Raw genomic sequence first — 19,196 nt, 5'->3', positions numbered from 1 at the left:
ACTGACTCTCGGGCAGGATGGGAAGCGGTTGGGGCGCCTCATACGCTCCACCGTAACCGCAGGAGGGGCAAACGTGGGCATGGAGTCACGCCCGGTTCGCGCTGGGCGCAACGTCAACAGGAAACTCGTGGTGGCCGTCACCGGGGCGGCCTCGGCGGTCGGCCGGGCCTTGGTCGCTCGGCTGGTCAGGCAGGACGCGGTCCGCGAGGTGATCGCCGTGGACCGGGAGCGAGGCGACGCCGGTGGGGTGACGTGGCGGGTCATCGACCTCACCGACCCTGCCTTGGTGACCAGACTCACCGGCGCCGACGCCGTGATCCACGTGGCAGTCGACCTCAACGTCACCGATGACGTGCCCGCCCGATCCCACCACAACGTCCGGAGCACCCAGACGGTGCTTACCGCGGCGGCGGCGGCCGGAGTGCGGCACGCGGTCGTCATGTCCAGTGCCATGGTGTACGGAGCGGTCGAGGACAACCCAGTTCCACTGGACGAGGACGCGCAACTGCGAGCTCCCGCCGATGGTGGGCTCATCAGCGACTTGCTGGAGGTGGAGGCGCTGTGCGCCCGTTCCCCTCGGTCCCATCCGGGCATGGCGGTCACCGTGGTGCGTCCGGCGACCCTCGTCGGTGCGGGTATTGACACCGTCTTGACCAGGCACTTCGAGGCCCCACGACTGTTGGTTGTTAAGGGTGGCACACCGACATGGCAGTTCTGCCATGTCGACGATCTCGCCGCGGCGTTGGAGGCGGCGGTAGTCGGGCGGCTTGCCGGGCCACTGGCCGTAGCCAGCCCTGGACACCTGGAGCAAGCGACGGTCGAGGCGATCACCGGGCTGAGCCGCGTCGAACTGTCATCGTCGTTCACCTTCGGTACTGCCGGCCGACTGCACCGGCTGGGCGTGACGCGGGCGTCGGTGAGCGAGCTGCACTACGTGACACATCCGTGGGTCGTGGCCACAACCAGGCTCGATGCCGCTGGGTGGCGAGCTGAGTACAGCAATGAGCTCGCGCTACAGGCATTGATGGAGTATGCCAGCGGGCGGCACGCCCTGGTGGCCCGGCGTATCGGCCGGCGTGGCGCCACTGCGACCATCGGTGCGGCCGGCGCTACGGTAGCGATACTTGGTACCGCCGTGGTCATTCGCAAGGCACGCAAACGAAAACGGGGGTAGAACGGTGGATGTGATCAGACTGCTCGGTGTAAGAGATACACCGCTGTCGGTGGACGAGGTCCTGTCCGCCGTCGCCGACGACGCCGCGGGCGGCACCTGTGCGTTCATCGGCACGGTCCGGGACATCGACGAGGCACGTGCGGTGCGGGCGTTGGAGTACGAGGCGCACCCGCGGGTCGAGAAGGAACTGCGCCGAGTGGCGGAGGGGGTCGTCGCCGCCGTGCCGGTGGTCGGGCTTGCCGCCGTGCACCGCGTCGGTGAACTCGGTATCGGCGACCTCGCGGTCGTCGTCGCGGCGTCGGCTCGGCATCGCGGCGAGGCGTTCACCGCGTGCCGGAAGCTGATCGACGACCTCAAGCGTGAGGTGCCGATCTGGAAACACCAGCAGTTCGGCGACGGCACCTCGGAGTGGGTCGGCTCGCCCTAACCGGCGGGCGACACCGTACCCTGAATCGAGTGACCCGTCGTTCTGTCACCCTGTCCGTCGCCGGCGCACTGGTGGTCGCCCTGATCGCGATCGCGTCGTTGCTGCCGGTGCCGTACGTCGTTTACTCACCCGGCCCGCTGGAGGACACCCTCGGCGAGGTCGACGGCATTCCAGTGGTGCGGGTCGACGGCGCTGAGACCTACGAAGCCGCGGGCACCCTCGACCTGACCACCGTGGGGGTTACGTCCGCGGACACCAAACTCGACCTCATCTCGGTGCTGCGTGCGTGGTTCGATACCGACCGTGCGGTCGTGCCGCGTAGCACGGTGTATCGCGACGACGAGACCGCAGAGCAGTCGCGCGAGCAGAGTGCTCGCCAGTTGGCGCGGTCGCAGGAGAGCGCCAAGGTCGCAGCCCTGCGGCAGCTCGGCTACGACGTCGAGGAGCAGATCGTTGTGGTGACCGTTTTCGAGGACACTCCGGCTGACGGTGTCTTGGAGCCGGGTGACGTCATCCTCACCGTCGACGACGAGCCAGTTGGTGAACCAGCCGAGGTCGCTGAGATCGTCCAGGACCGAGAGCCAGGCGACAGCGTCGACTTCGGCATCCGGCGCGCCGACGACGAGATCACGGTGACCGCGTCGACCGAACCTGCCGAGGGCGACGGCCGGCCAGTGGTGGGGTTCGGGCCCGACTGGGGGTACGAGTACCCGGTAGAGATCACGATCGGCATCGACGAGCGCATCGGCGGCCCGAGCGCCGGCATGATCTTCGCGTTGGCTATCTACGACACTCTGACCGAGGAGCCGCTGGTCGACGGCCGCCACATCGCCGGAACCGGCGAGATCACCGGAGACGGCGACGTCGGCCCGATCGGCGGTGTGCAGCAGAAGATCGCAGCGGCCGCACGCGCGGGGGTGGAGCTGTTCCTCACCCCGGTCGAGAACTGTGGTGAGGCAGTCGACGCCAACGGTCGTGACATGCGGGTCGTGCCGGTGGACACCCTGAGCGATGCCATCGAGGCCATTCAGGGGTTCAACGCTGGCGACGAGGCCCAGCTCCCCACCTGCTGACCTACCCTCGTGGCGCTTGTCCGGCCCGCACCCCGCTTGTCAGGTAAGGGTGTCGGCCAGAGCATCGCCGATCTCCGGCGACAGCTCGGCATTCCTGATGAGGTCCTCGTCGGCCTCATGGCCGCGGACCCGCATCACCGACGTGCGTGAACCGTCCCGCAGCACTGCGACGACCACGCGGACGTCGGTGCGTTGCGGGTGTGTCTGCGCCCACCGCATGGCGGCGTCGTCGTCGTTGGGGACGTGGTCCTCCGCACCGGGCGGCAACACTATGCGCTCGATCGCGATGGCGCACCCGCGCACGGAATCCGGCCAGGTGATGCTGGGCAGGAGGTCGTCCAGGGTCTGGGTGCTGACGTCTTGCTCGATCGGGGTGAGCGCGTCGTCCGGGATCACCTCGTGTTTGAGTCCGAGCTGCTTGACCAGCTGTGGTGCATGCTCGACCAGCTCGCCGGTGGGGGCCAGGGCGTAGAGCCGTGGGTTCTGATCCCAGCCGTCCACGCCCACGTGTTGCTCGATCTCGACCACGGCTCGGGCCAGCTCCGGCGGCGGTTCGTGGTCGGTCGGTGTCGTGGTGGGGTCGAAGTTCATACGTTCATGCTCCCATGGCGTTATGATGTCGAATTGAGATCACGATCCGGTTTGGATGTCAGGACCGGTTCGATAAGCGGCTTGCCCGTAAGATAGCTTTCGTGGGGTGAGCCAGAACTTCCCCCGGCCAGCTGGTCCTCCGCGAGGGCCGGCCTCTTCGCGCCGGTCTCGTGCCCTTGTCCCCACTCTGATCGTCCTCGCCGTCCTGACCGTCACCTACCTGCTTCTGGTGAACTTCTGGACCGAGCGGCTGTGGTTCGACTCGGTGGACTTCACACATGTCTTCACCACCCAGCTGTTCACCCGGATCGGGTTGTTCACCGTCTTCGGCCTGGTTATGGCCGTCGCGATCGTCGTCAACGGCATCGTCGCGTATCGCCTGCGACCCAGCTATCGACCTATGAGCGTCGAGCAGCAGAGCCTCGACCGGTATCGGGATGCCATCGATCCGATCCGGGTGTGGGTCATGGGTGCCGCCGCGGTGTTGGTCGGCATCATCGCCGGCGCGAGCGCGGGCGGCCAGTGGCAGACGTTCCAGCTGTGGATGAACGGGGGAGCGTTCGGGCAGCGCGACGACCAGTTCAACGTCGACATCGGATTCTTCGCCTTCTCGTATCCGTGGTGGCGGTTCGTGCTCAGCTTCGGGTTCGGCGTCGTCGTGCTCGGCCTGATCGTCGCGGCCGTCACGCACTACATCTATGGCGGGATTCGGCTCCAGACCGCCGGCGAGAAGATCACCCCGGCGGCGCAGGCTCACCTCTCGGTGCTGATCGGACTGTTCATCTTGCTCAAGGCGGTTGCCTACTGGATGGACCGCTACGCCCTCGTCATCGACGACAGTTCGCTGTTTACCGGGGGGAACTACGCGGGTATCAACGCGTTGCTCCCCGCTAAAATGATCTTGATATTCGTGTCGCTCATCTGCGCCATTCTGTTCTTCCTCAACGTCTGGCAGCGGAACTGGACACTGCCCGGCATCGGTGCCGGTCTGCTGGTGCTGTCGGCGGTGCTGCTCGGCGGCTTGTGGCCGTTCATCGTGCAGCAGTTCCAGGTCAACCCAACCGAGGCGGACCGCGAAGCGCCGTATATCGAGCGCAACATCAATGCAACCCGGGCCGCTTACGACGTCGCCGGTGTGAACGTGGTGACGTATGACGCGGAGACCACCGTCGCAGCCGGGCAACTCGCCGACGACGCCGGCACCGTGCCTGGTGTCCGGCTCATGGACCCCACCCTGATTCCGCGGGCTTACCAGCAGCTTCAGCAGGTTCGTGGCTTCTATACCTTCGCCGACCCGGCCAACGTCGACCGCTACGAGATCGACGGCGTAGAGCGCGACCTCGTGGTCTCCGCCCGTGAGGTCTCGGTCGACGGCATCCCGGAAGGCCAGCGCAACTGGGTCAACGAACACACCGTCTACACCCACGGGTTCGGCATGGTGGCCGCCTACGGCAACGTCAGCGAGCGGGACGGTTCGCCCCAATGGGCCGAGTACGACATCCCGTCCCAGGGTGTCCTGGGCGAGTACGAGCCGCGGATCTATTTCGGTCAGAGTTCGCCGGAGTACTCGATCGTCGGTGCGCCGGAGAGCGCGGAACCGGTGGAGTACGACATCCCGGAGGATCCCGAAACCGGCGAGGAGCGCCGCAATACGTACTCCGGCGAGGGTGGCGTGCCGATCAGTGGTTTCGTCAACCGGCTCCTCTACGCCACCAAGTTCCAGGAAGCCAATATCCTCCTGTCGGACCGGGTGAACTCGGAGTCGGTCATTCTTTACGACCGCGATCCGCGCCAGCGGGTCGAGAAGGTGGCCCCGTGGCTCACCGTCGACTCCAACCCGTTCCCCACCGTGGCCGACGGCCGGCTGGTGTGGGTGGTCGACGCGTACACGACGCTGAACTCCTACCCGTACTCGCAGCGGGTGTCGCTCGAGGAAGCCACCAGCGACTCCCGCACCGTGCAGCCCGCGTTGGCCGCACAGCCTGACGACTACATCAACTATGTCCGTAACTCGGTGAAGGCTACGGTCGACGCCTACGACGGCACGGTGACGCTCTACGAGTGGGACCCGGACGATCCGGTTCTGCAGAGCTGGAAGTCGGTCTTCCCGGACTCCCTCACCCCCAAGTCGGAGATCAGCGACGACCTGATGAGCCACCTCCGGTACCCGGAGGACCTGTTCAAGCTGCAGCGGCGACTTCTCGAGCAGTACCACGTCACCAACCCGTTCACGTTCTACGAGGGCACCGACCGCTGGATCGTCCCGAACGACCCCACGGCCGATCCGCTCGAGGTCGACATCCCGCCGTACTACCAGTCGATCCAGCTTCCGGGCACGGATGAAGGCGTGTTCTCGCTGACGACGACGTACACGCCGCGAGGCCGACAGAACCTGGTCGGATTCATGGCGGTGAATGCCGACGTCCGGCACGAGGACTACGGTCAGCTCACGGCGCTGCGACTACCGGGACGAACGCAGATCGACGGTCCAGGGCAGGTAGCCAACGCCTTCGAGAGCAACGAAGAAATCGCTAGCCAGCTGACGTTGCTCAGTGCGGGTGACGGCGCCACCACCGAACTGGGCAACCTGCTGACGTTGCCCGTGGGTGGCGGGTTGCTCTACGTCCAGCCGGTGTACGTGGTCCGGCAGGCCGGAGACGCCGCATATCCGCTGCTGCGGCGGGTGATGGTCCGCTTCGGTGATCAGATCGGGTTCGCGGCCAGTCTGCAGGATGCCCTCGACCAGATCTTCCGGGGTGAGGCTGGCATCGAAACCGACGAGGACGGTGCCATCGACGACGACGCTCTGCCGGATGAGGATGGCGTCGTCGACGAAGACGGAGTCACGCCGCCGGACGAGGACGAGCCGACGCCGCCGGACGACGAAGACCAGCGCATCGACGAGGACGACGACGATGATGACGATGACGACGTCACCCCGCCACCGTCGGGAACGCTCGCCGATGCCATCGCCGAGGCGCAGCAGGCCTGGCAGGACGCTCAAGAAGCACAGGCAGAAGGGCGCTGGTCGGACTACGGAGATGCATTGGATCGGTTGGAGGACGCACTAGAGCGCGCCGAGCAACTGTCCAACGACTAACCCACCCGCCCCACTCCCATGATCGTTGGCTTTTGACCACCGAATTCGGTGGTCAAAAGCCAACGATCATGTGTATGTGGGGGTGAATCAACCCGCGATTTGGTGCGAGCTCGTGCGTCGCGTATGCTTGCTTTTGCGACGCGGGGTGGAGCAGCTCGGTAGCTCGCTGGGCTCATAACCCAGAGGTCGCAGGTTCAAATCCTGCCCCCGCTACCATGTGATGTCTCAGGACATTGAGGACGGCCGGACCTACGAAGTTGTAGGTCCGGCCGTTTGTTGTTTCCAGGTGGGGCCTGATGGGCCGCCTCCGCGTGGGTAGGTCGTGGTCGGCTCGATGGTGAGCGGGTCCTGGTGCGCTGAAAGCTCGCTGGAAACCGCTATCTGGCTCGATCGAGCAAGCACTCACCGCACCAGGCCGGCGCTGGCCGGTCAGGACCGCACCCAGCTGGCGGTGACCCCGGCTGACCGGGTCCACTTTTTGCGCTAACCCGCTGGCCCCGCTAACCCGCTGGCCCCGCTAACCCGCTGGCCCCGCTAACCCGCTGGCCCCGCTAACCCTGGGTCGCGGTCGATGCGGCCGGGGTCGTTGATCATGTGCGGGTTACACCCCCGATGGAGGGTGTAGCCCGCACATGATCAAGGTCGCGTCTGGTGTTCATCGCAGCTGCCGTTCAGCGATGACCAAGCGTCGCTTCGACACACCCCAGCGTCGGACCCGAAGGTACAACGACGTCGTTAGCCATGCCGGTGGCCCCGCGACACACCTATGCCGATGTCGTGAGACCTTCCACTCCGATGTCGTGACACTGCACACTCCCCCGCTACCAAGAAAGACCTCTGGTTATCCAGGGTTTCGTTTCTGACAAGGAGCGGAAAATGGGTGGCTAGGAGTTAGGGTCCAGAATGTGTGTCGGGTTAGCGGCCCCTCTGCTGGGTCAGCGGCCCGCTAACCCAGATCGCATGAGTCTCGGACGCTGTGGGTCTGTGTTGTCGACGACGAAGGCCGCCTTCGCCTGCGGGTTTGATCGTGCCAGGTACAGCCGCTGCCCCTCGACGTAACGGCGCATCGAGAGGTCATTCGGGTCGGGGCTGGTGCCATCTCGCTGTGCCATCCGCCGTGCGGTCTCGGTAAACGGAACGTGCAGGAAGACCGACAGGTCCCATGCATCAGCGAGTTCGTCGCGGTGGAGGAACATGCCTTCCACAATCACGACGCTATCCTCCGAGACCTGCTCCGCAGGCACACGGACAGCAGAGTCCGTACGGTGGTCGAACACCGCGCGGCGGATATGCCGGTCGCCATCAGGGCGTAGTGGGGCCAGGACTGCGGATTCGAGCGAAGCCAGATCGTACGTGTCGGCGACGAACCCCTCGGGAGAGTGACGACCCAGCCGGTACCGGATCGCGCGTGGGTTGAGGAAGTCGTCTTCGTGAACTACGACGGATACGCGTCCCGAAGCCGCGATTGCGGCAGCGAGTCCATCCGCAAAAGTGGTCTTACCCGATCCATCGACGCCATCGACAGCGAGGAGCATAGGGCGGGCGACGGTGGGGATGGAGTTGGCGAGGTGAGCAAAGAGCGCGACGCGTTCGTCACTCGGGCGCCGGAGCTGGTTGGAGTCACTCATCAGTCCAGAGTCACCTGCGGCGCGGCATGAATCCACCAGGCGCCTAATCGACAACGGCCCCGACCGGACTCGTCGTACCTTGAAAACACTGTCCGTACGTCAACGATCACGCCAGCCGAGGTGTTGCGACAGTGGCGCGCATTGCGCTCGAGGATGGCAGCCCGTCAGGTGAAGTAGCTGTCATGTTCGATGAAGAAACGTGCGCGTTCGTCATCGGTGAGGCTGGCGATCTCCGTGATCCCCTCGAAGTAGGCCTCTCGTGGCGCCCCGGGCGCGAACAGCATCAACATAGACACAGGCTCTCCGGATTCGTTGCGGAATGCGTGCAGCCCTCCCGGCGGGACGTAGAGGAAGTCACCTGGTTCACCGTCCAGCCAGCGGCTGCCGTCGTGGAGGCGGAGGGTGCCGTCGAGGATGAAGAACGACTCTGACATCGTCTTGTGGAAGTGCATGGCCGGGCCACCTGCGCCGGCGGCCATGTCCACCCGGTAGAGCCCGAAGTCCCCGTCAGTGGATTTCGTGGTGGCCAGGTAGTGATACGAGGTGCCGCGCTCAACAACGGGACCGCCCTTGGCAGCCGGCGTCGTCACGTAATCGGGTTCGGCACTCCCTGGCCGGAATCTTGCGGTGACCTCGCCTGAGTGACCGAAGTAGCGCTGTGCGGGGTAGCTCATGCCATCTCCTTGGGGTCACGCGGCTCCGCCAGGAGATCGACGTCGATCTCTAGGTGAGCGGCTTCCAGATACTCGGCGATGGCGTCGGCCATCATCTGCTCGCCCTCCTCGTCCGGGTGGGAGCAACTGCTGCGAGTCGCAGCGTCAGGCCAGCGGGCATAAGCCAGGTAGGTGCCGTCGGCGGCCCGGTGCAGGCGCGATCCGTAACTTCCACACGAGACATGCATCGCCCTAGTGACCCGGGTCCAGCCCTCGACGAGCTGGTTCTCCCGTCCTGGATGCACCCTCCAGCGGTAGATCACCGCGTAGCCGTGGTCGGGGCTCGTGCCGCGCTCCGGTGTTGTCATGCGGCAGCCTCCTCCAGTCCGCCGACGGCCAACCGGGCCGCAACGTCGGCCAGCCGTGCGCCCTGAAGACGTGCGGCGTCCAGGACGGCATCCAGCAAACCTGTGTCCTGCGCGGCGTGCTGCTGACTGAGTGCGACACCATACGGGTTGCCTCCCGTCCGCGTGGCCACGTCCTTGTCGACGTATCCGGTCGGCAGCACCAAGGCACCCCAGTGATAGAGCGTGTTGCACAGCGAGAGCAGCGTGGATTCCTGGCCGCCGTGGGTGCTGTAGCTGGCGGTGAATCCGGTGGCCGGCTTGTTCGCCATCACGCCTCGCTCCCAGAGGCCGGACGTTGTGTCGAGGAACTGGCGGAGCTGCGAGCTGATGTTCCCGAACCGGGTCGGTGAACCCAGCGCGTAGCCGTTCGCCCAGATCAGGTCGTCATGCGTCGCGGAGGCGATGTGGTTGGTGGATTCGAGGTGTGCTCGCCACTGTGGGTTGCTGTCGACGGCAGCTGCCGGCGCGAGCTCCGCGGCCCGACGGAGCCGGACCTCCGCTCCACGGTCGGCGGCGCCCTCGGCAAGCGCGGTGGCCAGGCGGTGGACTGTCCCGGTAGACGAGTAGTAGATCACGGCGATACGCGCGTCGGTGGTCCTCATCAAGGCTCCTCATCACATATACTTCAACGTTAAGATAGTTAACCTTGCTGAATCCATCAACGTCAAGTTTCTTAACGTTCAGTAATCTGCGGAGGGTTTCGTGCCGGATGAAGTCGAGGGTGTCCTCGAGCAGTGGCGCCGAGAACGCCCGGACATCGATCCCTGGCCGATCGGGGTGGTCGGCCGACTCATGCGGCTGTCACGACTGTGGGACGGCGAGATCAAACGGTTCCTGGCCGAACACGGGCTCGAGCCGGGTGAGTTCGACGTGCTCTCGACTCTGCGCCGGATCGGCGCCCCGCATGAGCTCACCGCGAGCGCGTTCATGAAGACCTCGCTCGTCACGTCAGGAGCGATTACCAACCGAATCGACCGGATGGAGGCCAAAGGTCTGGTCCGACGGATCCGCGGCACTGCGGACCGACGCTCGGTGAAGATACGCCTCACCGATCAGGGGCTCCAACTGGTCGATTCGGTGCTTCCGCTCCACGTGGCCCATGAAGCACGCCTGTTCGCCGAGCTGTCCCGTCAGGATCAGGAGGCACTCGTCAGCCTGCTGTCGCGGCTGCTGCATCCGCTGGAGACGGCAACATAGCCTCGACCCAGCGGCTGGGGTGTTGTCAGGGGCACCCCGAGAACGTCCACGTGGCCGCGCCGGTTGTCCGCTGGGCAGGGTGATGGGCGATGGAAGCGCGGCCCAGTCGGCGACGGCCCCCAGATGTCGCGGAGCCACTGGTCATCGGGCCGGCCGGGGTCGGAGACACACTGCATCGCCGCGCCGTAGAAACAGATCTTGAGGCTGCGACTGCCAGGTTCACCCCGGACCGCCGCCGGAGGCGCCGTACAGCAACGACAGGCAATCACCCAGCGCGCCGCCACCCCGGCCCTAGTAGCTCGCGCCCTCGTCGCAGCCTCCGTCGTCGGGATAGCTGTCCAGGAAGCGATGCCAAGTTCGCCTACTCCAGCGTCTTCGGCTTCAGTGTTCCAGCCGGGAGTCGCGGCCTGGGACGGACGGCGACGGGGCCGGGTCGTCGAGGCCGAGCCCGGACTAACCTTCCGAGAGTCCGACCCGTCGTGACTGTTGGCAACGACGGACCCGGAAGACGAACGGGCGCCCTTCTGGCACTCCGCTACCGCCAGATGGGGTTAAGGGCTGAATCCGGGCCCGAACACCATCTGGCGGCAGCGAAGTGGCCGTGTGTCGGCAGGCGTCAGTGTCGCGCTACAGTCGTTGCCACTAATGGTCGGAAGGATTAGACGCGGTGCTCCATGCCTGGTACGCGCGCCGACTGGCTAAACAACTAGCCAACGGTGCACTTCCGCGGCATGTCGGGCTGGTGATGGATGGTAATCGCCGGTGGGCACGTCAGATGGGATTCGACGACCCCAGCGTCGGCCACCGCTACGGCGCCCGCCACATCGACCAGGTCTTGCAGTGGTGTTTCGGTATCGGGATTAGGCACGTCACACTCTTCGTTGTTTCGGAGGACAACCTGCGCAAGCGGGCGGTCGACGAAGTCCGTTTGTTGATGGAGACCATCGAAGAGGTTGTCGCCGAGCGGCTCATGGACCCAGCCAGCCCTTGGCGGCTACATGTGGCGGGCCGCCTCGACGCGCTGCCGGACTCAACGAGGAACGCCCTCGAGTTGGCAGCGGAACGGAGCCGCGAACGCACCGGCGTCGCCCACCTGACCGTCGCGATCGGCTATGACGGGCGGCAGGAGATCGTCGACGCGGTGCGATCGTTGCTCGACGTCGAGGCGAGACAGGGCGTCGCCATCACCGAGCTGGCCGAGCGGTTGACCGACGACGACATCGCCGCACATCTCTATACCCGCGGTCAGCCGGACCCGGATCTGATCATCCGCACCAGCGGTGAGCTGCGGATGTCCGGGTTCTTGCTGTGGCAAGCGGCCCGCTCGGAGCTCCACTTCTGCGATGTCTACTGGCCCGGATTCAGGCATGTCGACTTCCTGCGCGCGCTGCGGGTCTTCGCTGCTCGGCGGGAGGCTCGCTCGCGTGAGCGGTCCACCGACGGCGTCATGGGTGGTTAATCGTCTCGCCGGTTGGTGCTGGTCTGGAAGACTCTGCGCAGTGGGCGCTCTTTGTAGCCGCCGTCGTTCAGGCCGGCCCGGCGCTCGAACACGTTGCGTGATGCGGGGTCGCCGGTGAGTAGCCATGACCATGCTGCGGCGAGTGCGTAGAGGAGCAGCATCACTGGGCCGATGCACCAGGCGTATTGAGTGGCGTGACGGGCCTCGTGAACCAAGAGCCGCGGGCGGCGGTCGAGTTTCTCGTCGTCGAGGCGTATGAGGATGACGTTACCGAGGGTGAAGGCCGGCGCCGGGGGGAGCGGGAAACGGTACCGCCGGGCCAAGAGCAAGCCGTGTTCGCCCTGCTCGAGTTGTGCTCGCCCGATGAGGCAGACCAGCAGCCCGAGAGGTGTGGACAGGTTGATCCAGTTGACGACCTGGCGGGTGCGGTAACGGGGCTGCACGCCGTTATTGTGCCTGAGGTGATCGAACGCCAGCTCGACATCGGCCGTGCTGGCACGCACGGCTAGACCATGGGTTCCAGCCGCGGGCAGCGTCACGGCCGGGCGACCTTGCGGACGAAGGTCTCGGGTGGCGTGACCGCGTGACCTTCGCTGTCGGTGACCTGCAGCCTGCCCAGAGGCCGTTCCGACTTCACGTCAAGCAGGGCAGAATGCGGCTCGGCTTCGTCGAAGAGATAGTCCTCGCCCCACTGTCGAAGCCCAACGAGAATGGTGAACAGATCCCGTCCCTTGCTGGTCAGGGTGTACTCGTGATACGCGGTGCCGTCGGCGGCCGGTACAACCTCCAGGATTCCCTGCGCGACCAGCTCGCGGAGCCGAGCCGCGAGGATGTTCTTCGCTAGCCCGAGATTGCGACGGAACTCGCTGAACCGGCTGATGCCGTCGAAGGCGTCCCGAATGATGAGCAGGGACCAGCGGTCGCCGATGACGTCAACTGCCCTGGCGACTGGGCATTCGGCCCGTTCGTGAGTCACGCGTCGCGGCATCGACGTCTCCCTCTGGTCGCTGGTTGGCCTCAACGTCGACGTCGAGGTGGTTGCAAGTATAAACCACTTCTGTTACGGTCACTCAGTCGGTTTCAACTTGAAACCGGATTGCTGGTCTGAAGCCCAGGAAGGAGCACACCATGACAACTCAGATAGGCGAAGGCGCAGACGCGAGGGTGAGTCCCGTGCGGGTCGCGGTGGTTCAGTTCGAGCCGCGGGTCGGGGTCGAGAATCTCGAGTCGAACGCTGCCGAGGTCGAGCGGCGGTTGGCTGCCGCGGCGGATTCCGGAGCGAGCCTCATCGTCTTGCCCGAGCTAGCGACCACGGGTTATGTGTTCGAGAGCCGCGAGGAAGCGTATGCCCATGCCGAGGCGGTTCCGAACGGCCGCACGGTGGAATCGTTCGCGACGATAGCGGCCGAGCGGCAGGTGTACATCGTTGGCTGCGTGGTGGAACAGGACGGTGAGAAGCTGTTCGACACGGCGGTGCTCGTCGGCCCCGAGGGATACATCGGTCGTTATCGCAAGACGCATCTGTGGAACACGGAGAAGCTCTGGTTCACGCCGGGTGACGAGGGCTTTTCGGTCTTCGACACCCGCATCGGCCGGATCGGACTGCTCGTCTGCTGGGACATTTGGTTCCCCGAGACCGCCCGGATCGTCGCGCAGATGGGCGCGGACATCATTTGTATTCCGACCGGCTGGGTGTGGACCCCGCCGCCGCTCTACGACGAGAGTGGTGTCTGCATGGCCGCGTATCTGACGATGACTGCCGCGCACGCCAACAACATCTTCATCGCCACCGCCGATCGGATCGGCCAGGAGCGCGGCGCTGGATTCATGGGCAATTCGCTCGTCGCCGGGACGAACGGTTGGCCTATCGACCGGATCGCCGGGCCGGACGAGGACACCATCATCTACGCCGACATCGACCTGACCTCGGCCCGGACCGCTCCGATCTGGAATCAGCTCAACGATCTACACCGTGATCGGCGCACCGATCTCTACGACCAGATGCTCGGCTACACCAGCAGCGTTGCACTCCCGCGGTGACGTGATGGCGACTTCTCATCCCACGTTTGCGCATGGCGTCGTCGAACTTGGTCGGTCTCTCCGTCGTCATGAGACGACGTCAAGTGCACTCGTCGCCGCGTCGCTGCGCCGGGTGCATGGCCTCGATCCAGCCCTGAACGCGTTTGCCCTGATCGACGATGAAGGCGCTCTGGAGGCGGCCCAGACGGCTGACCGTGAGCTCACGTCGGGGATCGATCGCGGCCCTCTGCACGGAATCCCGGTCGCCGTCAAGGATCTCATCGACATGGCCGGCCTGCCCACAACGTGCGGATCGGCCAGCTCTTTCGGCGCGACAGCACATGTCGATGCCGAGGTGGTGAAGCGCCTGCGCCAGGGCGGCGCCGTCATCGTTGGCAAAACGACCCTGCATGAGTTCGCCTACGGCGCGACTGGTGATCGGTCCGTCCACGGCGCGTCGCGAAATCCGCGCGATCCGCGCCGGATGTCCGGCGGCAGCAGTGGAGGCAGCGCGGTTGCCGTGGCAGCCGGCATGGTGCCGCTCGCCGTGGGTACCGACACGGTCGGCTCCATTCGGGTGCCAGCCGCGCTCTGCGGTGTCATCGGCCTCAAACCCGCCTACGACGTTGTCCCCACCACGGGCGTATATCCCCTGGCGCCGAGCCTTGACCATGTCGGTCTCTTCGCCGCCACGTCCGACGACGCCCTCGTCGGATACCAGGTCCTCGCTGGTGGAGAGGTGAATGTCCCGCTCGAGAGTCACGGACGGCTGAGCGTCGGATGGATACCACCCGGTGCCATCGGCGTCACTGATCCGCACATCGAAGAGCTGACGCTCGAACTCGTCAGCCAGACCGGGCTGCACGTCGAAACCGTTGCTGGATTCCCCGGCCCGGGGCACGAGCAGAGCTTGTTCGACGTCGTCTCCACCATCCAGAGCAGGGAGGCGTATCACGTCCACGAGCCTCATCTCGAGGCTGACCGGGATCAGATCGACGCGGAGGTTCTCGCGCGTCTCGACCGCGGACGGACGGTCTCCGCGGGACAGTACGCCCAAGCTGACGCGGCCCGAAGTAAGCTGCGCGCAACGGTGGAAGAGTTGCTGAAGGTTCATGATCTGCTGGCGCTGCCGACGGTGCCGACCGTGGCTCCACCGGTGGGTACTCGCACGGTGACGGTGGCGGGAACCCAGCTGGAGGTGCGCTCGGCGCTGCTTTCGCTGACCAGCCTGTGGAATCTGGTGGGCGTACCGGCGATGAGCGTCCCCGCGGGCGAGATCGGCGGTCTGCCGGTCGCTGTTCAACTCGTCACGGCTGCGGGCAGGGAATCTCTCATGTTCGCAGCTGCCCGCGAGCTGGAACGGAGACGCAGCCAATCTCCGGTGTCTTCTTAGCCGCTCATACCCCACGCACCTGCCGTATGAAAGGAACACGATGCCTTCGATCCAGATCGACCTGCCGCTGTCCGTCACTCCATCGGAGAAACAGGCACTGGCGCAGCGGTTCGGTGCCATCTACGCGGAGATCATGCAGGTAGGCATGGATCTCCTGACGGTGTCCGTGCACGATCTCGGCGACGGAGGGGTCTGGCGCTGCCATCAGTCCGGCCCGCCCACACCCTCAGCGCTCATCATGTGTGACATCCGGCGGGGCCGTCCCGTCGAAACCAGAGCCACGTTGGCGCAATCCTTGATCGACGCTCTCGTCGAGACGTTCGACCTGGACTCGCTCTGGATCAAGGTCGAGTTCACTCAGCACTCAGGGGACGATATGTACCACCCGCACCTCGGCGGCTTCAACGTGGACTGGAGTGGCGACGAAAGGGCTGAGTCGGGCAGGGCGAGCTTGTACTAGTGCGTCGCGCCCTCAGGATCTACGGCCACCCTCGTCTCCGACGACCTCATAAGTAAGGTGTGTTGCCCGAGGTGACTCGGTGACCTCCCGCTGGACCAGCGTCATCGGGCCGACGAGGTCGAACAGCCGCGTGCCGCCGCCGAGCAGCAGTGGTGCCAGGTGGATGCGGAGTTCGTCGACGAGCCTGGCCTCCCGGCTTTGGTCGATGACGTTCGCCCCGCCCATGACGACGACGTCCTTGTGGCCCGCGGCCGATCGCGCCTGGTCGATGGCGCCCGCTACTCCGTCGGTCACGAACCGGAACCTGGACACCAGCCGCACCTGGGCAGGTGGTTCGTGGGTGACGACGTAACACGGCGGTGCGGCCGCCTGGTCTTGGTCGTGTCCGTACCCGACGTCGTCACTCCATCCGTGCGGGCCGTCCACGATGTCGTACAGCCGCCGGCCCATCACCACCGCGCCCGTCGTGTCGAAGCTGTGCGCCAACACCGCTTCGTCGACGGGGGAGCGGGGCTTCTCAAGTACCCACGCGTGAATCGCCTCGCCGCCGATGCCGAGGCCGTGTTCCTGATCAGCTCCACGTGCGGTGACATATCCATCCAGCGACATCGAGATGTCAGCGATCACCTTGCTCATGCGCACTCCTTCATGGGCTGTTGTCCTGGTAGACCCGACACGTGCGCAAAACTCATCGGGCGACCATGTTGAGGGCTTCGAGCCGGTTCGATTCAGATCGAGGGATGCGCTACCATCGACCGGGCAACAACAACTGGTTGGAACGGAAAGATCCGATCTGACCAGGGGTTTTGTCAACGTTTCCCGGCGACGGGAAGCTGGCGACGCGGGGTGGAGCAGTTCGGTAGCTCGCTGGGCTCATAACCCAGAGGTCGCAGGTTCAAATCCTGCCCCCGCTACCATGTGATGTCTCAGGACATCGCGGACAGCCGGACCTACGATCTTGTAGGTCCGGTTTTCTGTGTTTTGGGTTGTGGGCCGGGTGGGCGTCCGGTGCCCTGGTAGTTCTTGTCGGGGTTGAGGGTGAGTTCGCGCAGGAGTTCGCCGGTGGCGGCGTCGATGATGCGGATGTTGAGGTCTTGGATCAGGAGCAGGATGTAGGTTCCGGCGTGGGTTCGTCCGATTCCGATGTGGTGGAGTTTGCCGTCGTTGCGTAGCGTGACGGTGCCGGCTTTGTCGACGCGGTCTTGGCGGACTCGTTCGTGGCTGGTGCTGGTGCTGTCTGGGGTGGCTTTGGGGCGCGCGGCATAGGCGGGCATCGGGAACGCGGGGTGAACGCGGCCTCGCCGTCTGCTCGGTAGCGGGCGACGAGTTCGTAGACCCACGAGCGGGCCACGGCGGACTCGGCAGCGACTTGGGTGACGGGACGGCCTTCGATGACGACCGCGGTGATGACCAATCGGGCCTTTGACATGCCCGAACCTCACCATCGGTGAGTGCTGTCCTCGATGACCTGAGACAGCCGGACCCAAATGGACGCGGGTTCGGCCGTCCTTGTTTGCCAGGTCGGGCGGGGTGGCCGTCGGGTGCCACCATATCCGCATCACCGTCGCGGAATTGGAATCGGTGACGGCGAGGTCGGGGAGTCCGGAGTCGACGCCGCAAAAGCTCGCCATTTCCGTATACTTCGTTGCGCAATGGTATTTCAGGCATTGCCGATGTTAAAGGGGAGAGCGGTGAACACAGACCGGGTCTTCAAGAGCCTGCAGGCCGTCCTGCCTCGGGGGGTTGAACTTTCCACCGCGCACCCGCGGCAGACCAGGCTCAACGACACGACTCGGCGGCACGCGGTCGTGCGTATCGCCGGTCGGAAGGTCACCGTCGAATGGCTTAGGGCTGGGACCCTTCCGGCCGTTAAGAACGTGCTCGCACGGCGCCCGCAACCCGATGTCCTCGTCACACCGAAGATGTCTGCGGGAGCCAGGGCCGCTGCATCAGATGCTGGCGTCGGGTGGGTCGAGGAAACTGGTGCCGCCGAGATCGCCCTCCCGTTCCTAGTCGTGAGCCGTACCGCGGCCACCCAGCTCCCAGTCAAGCCGAAACGCTGGCGTTCCAGCGACCTCGGCGTTGCCGAAGCACTACTCGAAGGCGTACGGCCCACCGTCTCCGAAGTGGCCAAGGCAACTGGCATGTCGGCCAGCACTGTCACGACGGCACTCGCGTTCCTGACCTCCGAGGGGTTGCTCGTCGCCGATGCTGCGCGCGGTCGCAAGTCAGCACGGCGATTAAACGACGCGGGAGTGCTCCTCGACAGCTATGCGGGTGCCGTGGAGAATTTTCCGCCGGCCAACGAGGTCCACGTGGGCTTCCTCTCCAAGGACCCCGTCCGAGATCTCGCCAGGATCGGTAAAACCTGGAGTCGCCACGACGTCGCCTGGGCTGCAACCTCGGCCGTCGCTGCAACGGTCCTCGCTCCGTTCGGCACCCAGGTCGCTCCCCTGGTCGTCTACGTCAACGCCGACACGCAACCGCAGCTGGCCTCTGTCGCAGATCTAGCGGACCTCTCGCCCATCCGCGGCGGCCGGCTCACTTTGCGCCCCTTCCCGACGAAGGCGACCGCGAAGCTCCGCACCTGGCAGGACGGACTCAGTATCGTGCCCTGGGCCAGGTGCTACGCCGACCTCGTGACAACTGGCGTCCGGGGGGAAGACATCGCGACGAACCTGCGGGAGATGAAGCTCAATGAGCGATGGGGAACCGGAGCGCAGCCGTAGGGCCCGAGCTGCTGCAGAGCTCGCCCTGACCAGCGTCGCGTACCACTACGGAGCAAAACCGGGCTTCGTGCTTCTCGGCGGCCTCATGCCGGAGTTGCTGTGCTCGGACTCTACCTGGCTGCACGCCGGCACCACCGACGTCGACGTCCAGGTGAATCTCGAGATCGCCGCCGGTGCCGCCAACGCGAGCCGGCTCGAGCAGGCCTTGAGAGACGCGCACTTCCAGCCGTCCAACGACAAGGTCTGGCGCTGGATTCAGGTCGACGCAGGCGGGCGGAAGACGATCGTGAAATTCGAGCTGCTGGCCGACCTCGACACCGAGAGAGCTGAGACGGTCATCAACTTCGCCGGCGCCGAGAATCTAGGCGCAGTCAACCTGCGAGGGACGGGATACGCCACCAAGGGCGCCGTTGAGCGCGAGTTCCGCGCCGAGGTCGACGGCGCACTCCGCGTCGTTCGTCTCGACGTCGCGAGCCTGCCCGGCTACCTGATCGCGAAGGCAGCCGCCGCGCACGGCCGCAACAAGGACAAGGACTGGTACGACATCGCATTTGTGCTACTCCACAATGACGCAGGTGGCCACGACGAGGCGGCTCGCCAGGTCGTGGCGACGTTCGGCAAATCACCCGGAACGCACATGCACACTTGGTTGGTGAATCTGCGAGCCAATTTCGACGACCCCGGTGCCCCGGGCCCGAACGCCTACGTGACGCAGCTACGTATCGACCACCCGGACGCCGACCTCGAAGAGGCTGCTGCGGATGCTGTACTGGCGGTCACCGGGTTCTGTGACATCGTGGACGGCCGAACCCGATAGACGCGGGTTCGGCCGTCCTTGTTTACTAGGTGGGCCTGGTGCGCTGAACGCTCGCTGGAAACCGGCAAC

General features: G+C 65.4%; 21 protein-coding genes, 2 tRNA genes and 1 pseudogene. 14 read left to right on the top strand and 10 right to left on the bottom strand.

Going from position 1 to position 19,196, the window contains the following annotated elements; genetic code table 11:
- Positions 1–79: 79 nt before the first annotated feature.
- The 3 genes from G8760_RS08715 to G8760_RS08705 are packed head-to-tail and all read left to right on the top strand — an operon-like array spanning position 80 to position 2,674.
- Positions 80–1,174, top strand: a complete 1,095-nt coding sequence (locus G8760_RS08715) for an NAD-dependent epimerase/dehydratase family protein (RefSeq protein ID WP_166350064.1) — start codon at positions 80–82, stop codon at positions 1,172–1,174.
- 4 nt (positions 1,175–1,178) lie between these two features.
- Positions 1,179–1,601 (top strand): molybdenum cofactor biosynthesis protein MoaE, encoded by a 423-nt coding sequence (locus G8760_RS08710; protein WP_166349785.1) that lies wholly within the window; start codon positions 1,179–1,181, stop codon positions 1,599–1,601.
- A 29-nt stretch (positions 1,602–1,630) separates the two neighbouring features.
- Positions 1,631–2,674 carry a YlbL family protein gene (locus tag G8760_RS08705; protein ID WP_166349782.1) on the top strand — a complete coding sequence of 348 codons (1,044 nt, stop codon included), beginning with the start codon at positions 1,631–1,633 and terminating at the stop codon, positions 2,672–2,674.
- Positions 2,675–2,713: 39 nt separating this feature from the next.
- On the opposite strand, the gene G8760_RS08700 is transcribed toward G8760_RS08705, so the two are convergent.
- On the bottom strand, positions 2,714–3,265 hold the full coding sequence (locus G8760_RS08700) for a PPA1309 family protein (protein WP_166349779.1): 552 nt from the start codon (positions 3,263–3,265) through the stop codon (positions 2,714–2,716).
- A 106-nt stretch (positions 3,266–3,371) separates the two neighbouring features.
- On the opposite strand from G8760_RS08700, the gene G8760_RS08695 reads away from it, so the two are divergent.
- Complete coding sequence (locus G8760_RS08695) at positions 3,372–6,365, top strand: UPF0182 family membrane protein (protein ID WP_166349776.1); 2,994 nt, start codon at positions 3,372–3,374, stop codon at positions 6,363–6,365.
- 139 nt (positions 6,366–6,504) lie between these two features.
- Positions 6,505–6,581 (top strand) — tRNA-Met (locus tag G8760_RS08690).
- 719 nt (positions 6,582–7,300) lie between these two features.
- Here G8760_RS08690 and G8760_RS08685 read toward each other — a convergent pair.
- The 4 genes from G8760_RS08685 to wrbA all read right to left on the bottom strand — a co-directional run bounded on the left by G8760_RS08685 (position 7,301) and on the right by wrbA (position 9,655).
- Complete coding sequence (locus tag G8760_RS08685) at positions 7,301–7,993, bottom strand: AAA family ATPase (protein WP_166349773.1); 693 nt, start codon at positions 7,991–7,993, stop codon at positions 7,301–7,303.
- A gap of 164 nt (positions 7,994–8,157) precedes the next feature.
- Positions 8,158–8,667 (bottom strand): cupin domain-containing protein, encoded by a 510-nt coding sequence (locus G8760_RS08680; RefSeq protein WP_166349770.1) that lies wholly within the window; start codon positions 8,665–8,667, stop codon positions 8,158–8,160.
- The gene (locus tag G8760_RS08675; RefSeq protein WP_166349767.1) at positions 8,664–9,014 is read right to left on the bottom strand and encodes a hypothetical protein; all 351 of its coding nucleotides are present in this window, start codon (positions 9,012–9,014) and stop codon (positions 8,664–8,666) included. Before G8760_RS08675 ends, G8760_RS08680 begins: the two co-directional genes overlap by 4 nt.
- Positions 9,011–9,655, bottom strand: a complete 645-nt coding sequence (gene wrbA, locus G8760_RS08670; RefSeq protein WP_166349764.1) for an NAD(P)H:quinone oxidoreductase — start codon at positions 9,653–9,655, stop codon at positions 9,011–9,013. Before wrbA ends, G8760_RS08675 begins: the two co-directional genes overlap by 4 nt.
- 100 nt (positions 9,656–9,755) lie before the next feature.
- Between wrbA and G8760_RS08665 the strand changes: the two genes are divergently transcribed.
- The 3 genes from G8760_RS08665 (at position 9,756) to uppS (ending at position 11,709) form a co-directional block, all read left to right on the top strand.
- Positions 9,756–10,250 (top strand): MarR family winged helix-turn-helix transcriptional regulator, encoded by a 495-nt coding sequence (locus G8760_RS08665; protein ID WP_166349761.1) that lies wholly within the window; start codon positions 9,756–9,758, stop codon positions 10,248–10,250.
- A 198-nt stretch (positions 10,251–10,448) separates the two neighbouring features.
- The gene (locus tag G8760_RS08660) at positions 10,449–10,733 is read left to right on the top strand and encodes a hypothetical protein (protein ID WP_166349758.1); all 285 of its coding nucleotides are present in this window, start codon (positions 10,449–10,451) and stop codon (positions 10,731–10,733) included.
- 184 nt (positions 10,734–10,917) lie between these two features.
- Entirely contained in the window at positions 10,918–11,709 is a 792-nt protein-coding gene (uppS, locus tag G8760_RS08655) for a polyprenyl diphosphate synthase (protein ID WP_246222480.1), read from the top strand.
- Here the strand turns inward: uppS and G8760_RS08650 are convergent.
- Together G8760_RS08650 and G8760_RS08645 are read right to left on the bottom strand one after the other, a co-directional pair.
- Positions 11,706–12,212, bottom strand: a complete 507-nt coding sequence (locus G8760_RS08650; RefSeq protein ID WP_207782155.1) for a hypothetical protein — start codon at positions 12,210–12,212, stop codon at positions 11,706–11,708. The two genes, uppS and G8760_RS08650, sit on opposite strands and share 4 nt — an antisense overlap.
- 32 nt (positions 12,213–12,244) lie before the next feature.
- Positions 12,245–12,697, bottom strand: a complete 453-nt coding sequence (locus G8760_RS08645; protein ID WP_166349755.1) for a winged helix-turn-helix transcriptional regulator — start codon at positions 12,695–12,697, stop codon at positions 12,245–12,247.
- A gap of 140 nt (positions 12,698–12,837) precedes the next feature.
- Here G8760_RS08645 and G8760_RS08640 point away from each other — a divergent pair, with 140 nt between their 5' ends.
- From G8760_RS08640 to G8760_RS08630, 3 genes are read left to right on the top strand one after another with little or no spacing between them, the layout of a single operon-like run.
- Positions 12,838–13,749, top strand: a complete 912-nt coding sequence (locus tag G8760_RS08640) for a nitrilase family protein (RefSeq protein WP_166349752.1) — start codon at positions 12,838–12,840, stop codon at positions 13,747–13,749.
- Positions 13,750–13,753: 4 nt separating this feature from the next.
- The gene (locus G8760_RS08635) at positions 13,754–15,121 is read left to right on the top strand and encodes an amidase (protein ID WP_166349749.1); all 1,368 of its coding nucleotides are present in this window, start codon (positions 13,754–13,756) and stop codon (positions 15,119–15,121) included.
- Between the two features lie 40 nt (positions 15,122–15,161).
- Positions 15,162–15,581: a tautomerase family protein gene (locus tag G8760_RS08630; RefSeq protein WP_166349746.1), complete on the top strand. Its 420-nt coding sequence runs from the start codon at positions 15,162–15,164 to the stop codon at positions 15,579–15,581.
- A 12-nt stretch (positions 15,582–15,593) separates the two neighbouring features.
- Here the strand turns inward: G8760_RS08630 and G8760_RS08625 are convergent, their stop codons facing one another.
- Complete coding sequence (locus G8760_RS08625; RefSeq protein WP_166349743.1) at positions 15,594–16,217, bottom strand: dihydrofolate reductase family protein; 624 nt, start codon at positions 16,215–16,217, stop codon at positions 15,594–15,596.
- A gap of 204 nt (positions 16,218–16,421) precedes the next feature.
- On the opposite strand from G8760_RS08625, the gene G8760_RS08620 reads away from it, so the two are divergent.
- Positions 16,422–16,498, top strand: a tRNA-Met gene (locus tag G8760_RS08620).
- Positions 16,499–16,531: 33 nt separating this feature from the next.
- Here G8760_RS08620 and G8760_RS30225 read toward each other — a convergent pair.
- The gene (locus G8760_RS30225) at positions 16,532–16,855 is read right to left on the bottom strand and encodes a hypothetical protein (RefSeq protein ID WP_246222479.1); all 324 of its coding nucleotides are present in this window, start codon (positions 16,853–16,855) and stop codon (positions 16,532–16,534) included.
- A gap of 56 nt (positions 16,856–16,911) precedes the next feature.
- Positions 16,912–17,010: pseudogene (locus tag G8760_RS30780) on the bottom strand (hypothetical protein); the annotation flags it as partial.
- A gap of 586 nt (positions 17,011–17,596) precedes the next feature.
- On the opposite strand from G8760_RS30780, the gene G8760_RS08610 reads away from it, so the two are divergent.
- Both G8760_RS08610 and G8760_RS08605 read left to right on the top strand, forming a co-directional pair.
- Positions 17,597–18,310, top strand: a complete 714-nt coding sequence (locus tag G8760_RS08610; RefSeq protein ID WP_207782154.1) for a helix-turn-helix domain-containing protein — start codon at positions 17,597–17,599, stop codon at positions 18,308–18,310.
- The gene (locus tag G8760_RS08605; protein ID WP_166349734.1) at positions 18,279–19,127 is read left to right on the top strand and encodes a nucleotidyl transferase AbiEii/AbiGii toxin family protein; all 849 of its coding nucleotides are present in this window, start codon (positions 18,279–18,281) and stop codon (positions 19,125–19,127) included. Before G8760_RS08610 ends, G8760_RS08605 begins: the two co-directional genes overlap by 32 nt.
- Positions 19,128–19,196 lie beyond the last annotated feature (69 nt).

Source organism: Phytoactinopolyspora limicola, from assembly GCF_011320225.1.
GTDB lineage: Bacteria > Actinomycetota > Actinomycetes > Jiangellales > Jiangellaceae > Phytoactinopolyspora > Phytoactinopolyspora limicola.
Note: the sequence above shows the minus strand (reverse complement) of the source record. Positions and strands in the feature narration are given on the sequence as shown.

Excerpts from the sequence above, each read along its gene's own strand:
- G8760_RS08715 (WP_166350064.1), top strand. The coding sequence starts at position 80 with ATGGAGTCACGCCCGGTTCGCGCTGGGCGCAACGTCAACAGGAAACTC.
- G8760_RS08700 (WP_166349779.1), bottom strand. The coding sequence starts at position 3,265 with ATGAACTTCGACCCCACCACGACACCGACCGACCACGAACCGCCGCCG.
- G8760_RS08685 (WP_166349773.1), bottom strand. The coding sequence starts at position 7,993 with ATGAGTGACTCCAACCAGCTCCGGCGCCCGAGTGACGAACGCGTCGCG.
- G8760_RS08680 (WP_166349770.1), bottom strand. The coding sequence starts at position 8,667 with ATGAGCTACCCCGCACAGCGCTACTTCGGTCACTCAGGCGAGGTCACC.
- G8760_RS08675 (WP_166349767.1), bottom strand. The coding sequence starts at position 9,014 with ATGACAACACCGGAGCGCGGCACGAGCCCCGACCACGGCTACGCGGTG.
- wrbA (WP_166349764.1), bottom strand. The coding sequence starts at position 9,655 with ATGAGGACCACCGACGCGCGTATCGCCGTGATCTACTACTCGTCTACC.
- G8760_RS08645 (WP_166349755.1), bottom strand. The coding sequence starts at position 12,697 with ATGCCGCGACGCGTGACTCACGAACGGGCCGAATGCCCAGTCGCCAGG.
- G8760_RS08640 (WP_166349752.1), top strand. The coding sequence starts at position 12,838 with ATGACAACTCAGATAGGCGAAGGCGCAGACGCGAGGGTGAGTCCCGTG.
- G8760_RS08635 (WP_166349749.1), top strand. The coding sequence starts at position 13,754 with ATGGCGACTTCTCATCCCACGTTTGCGCATGGCGTCGTCGAACTTGGT.
- G8760_RS08630 (WP_166349746.1), top strand. The coding sequence starts at position 15,162 with ATGCCTTCGATCCAGATCGACCTGCCGCTGTCCGTCACTCCATCGGAG.
- G8760_RS08625 (WP_166349743.1), bottom strand. The coding sequence starts at position 16,217 with ATGAGCAAGGTGATCGCTGACATCTCGATGTCGCTGGATGGATATGTC.
- G8760_RS30225 (WP_246222479.1), bottom strand. The coding sequence starts at position 16,855 with ATGCCCGCCTATGCCGCGCGCCCCAAAGCCACCCCAGACAGCACCAGC.
- G8760_RS08605 (WP_166349734.1), top strand. The coding sequence starts at position 18,279 with ATGAGCGATGGGGAACCGGAGCGCAGCCGTAGGGCCCGAGCTGCTGCA.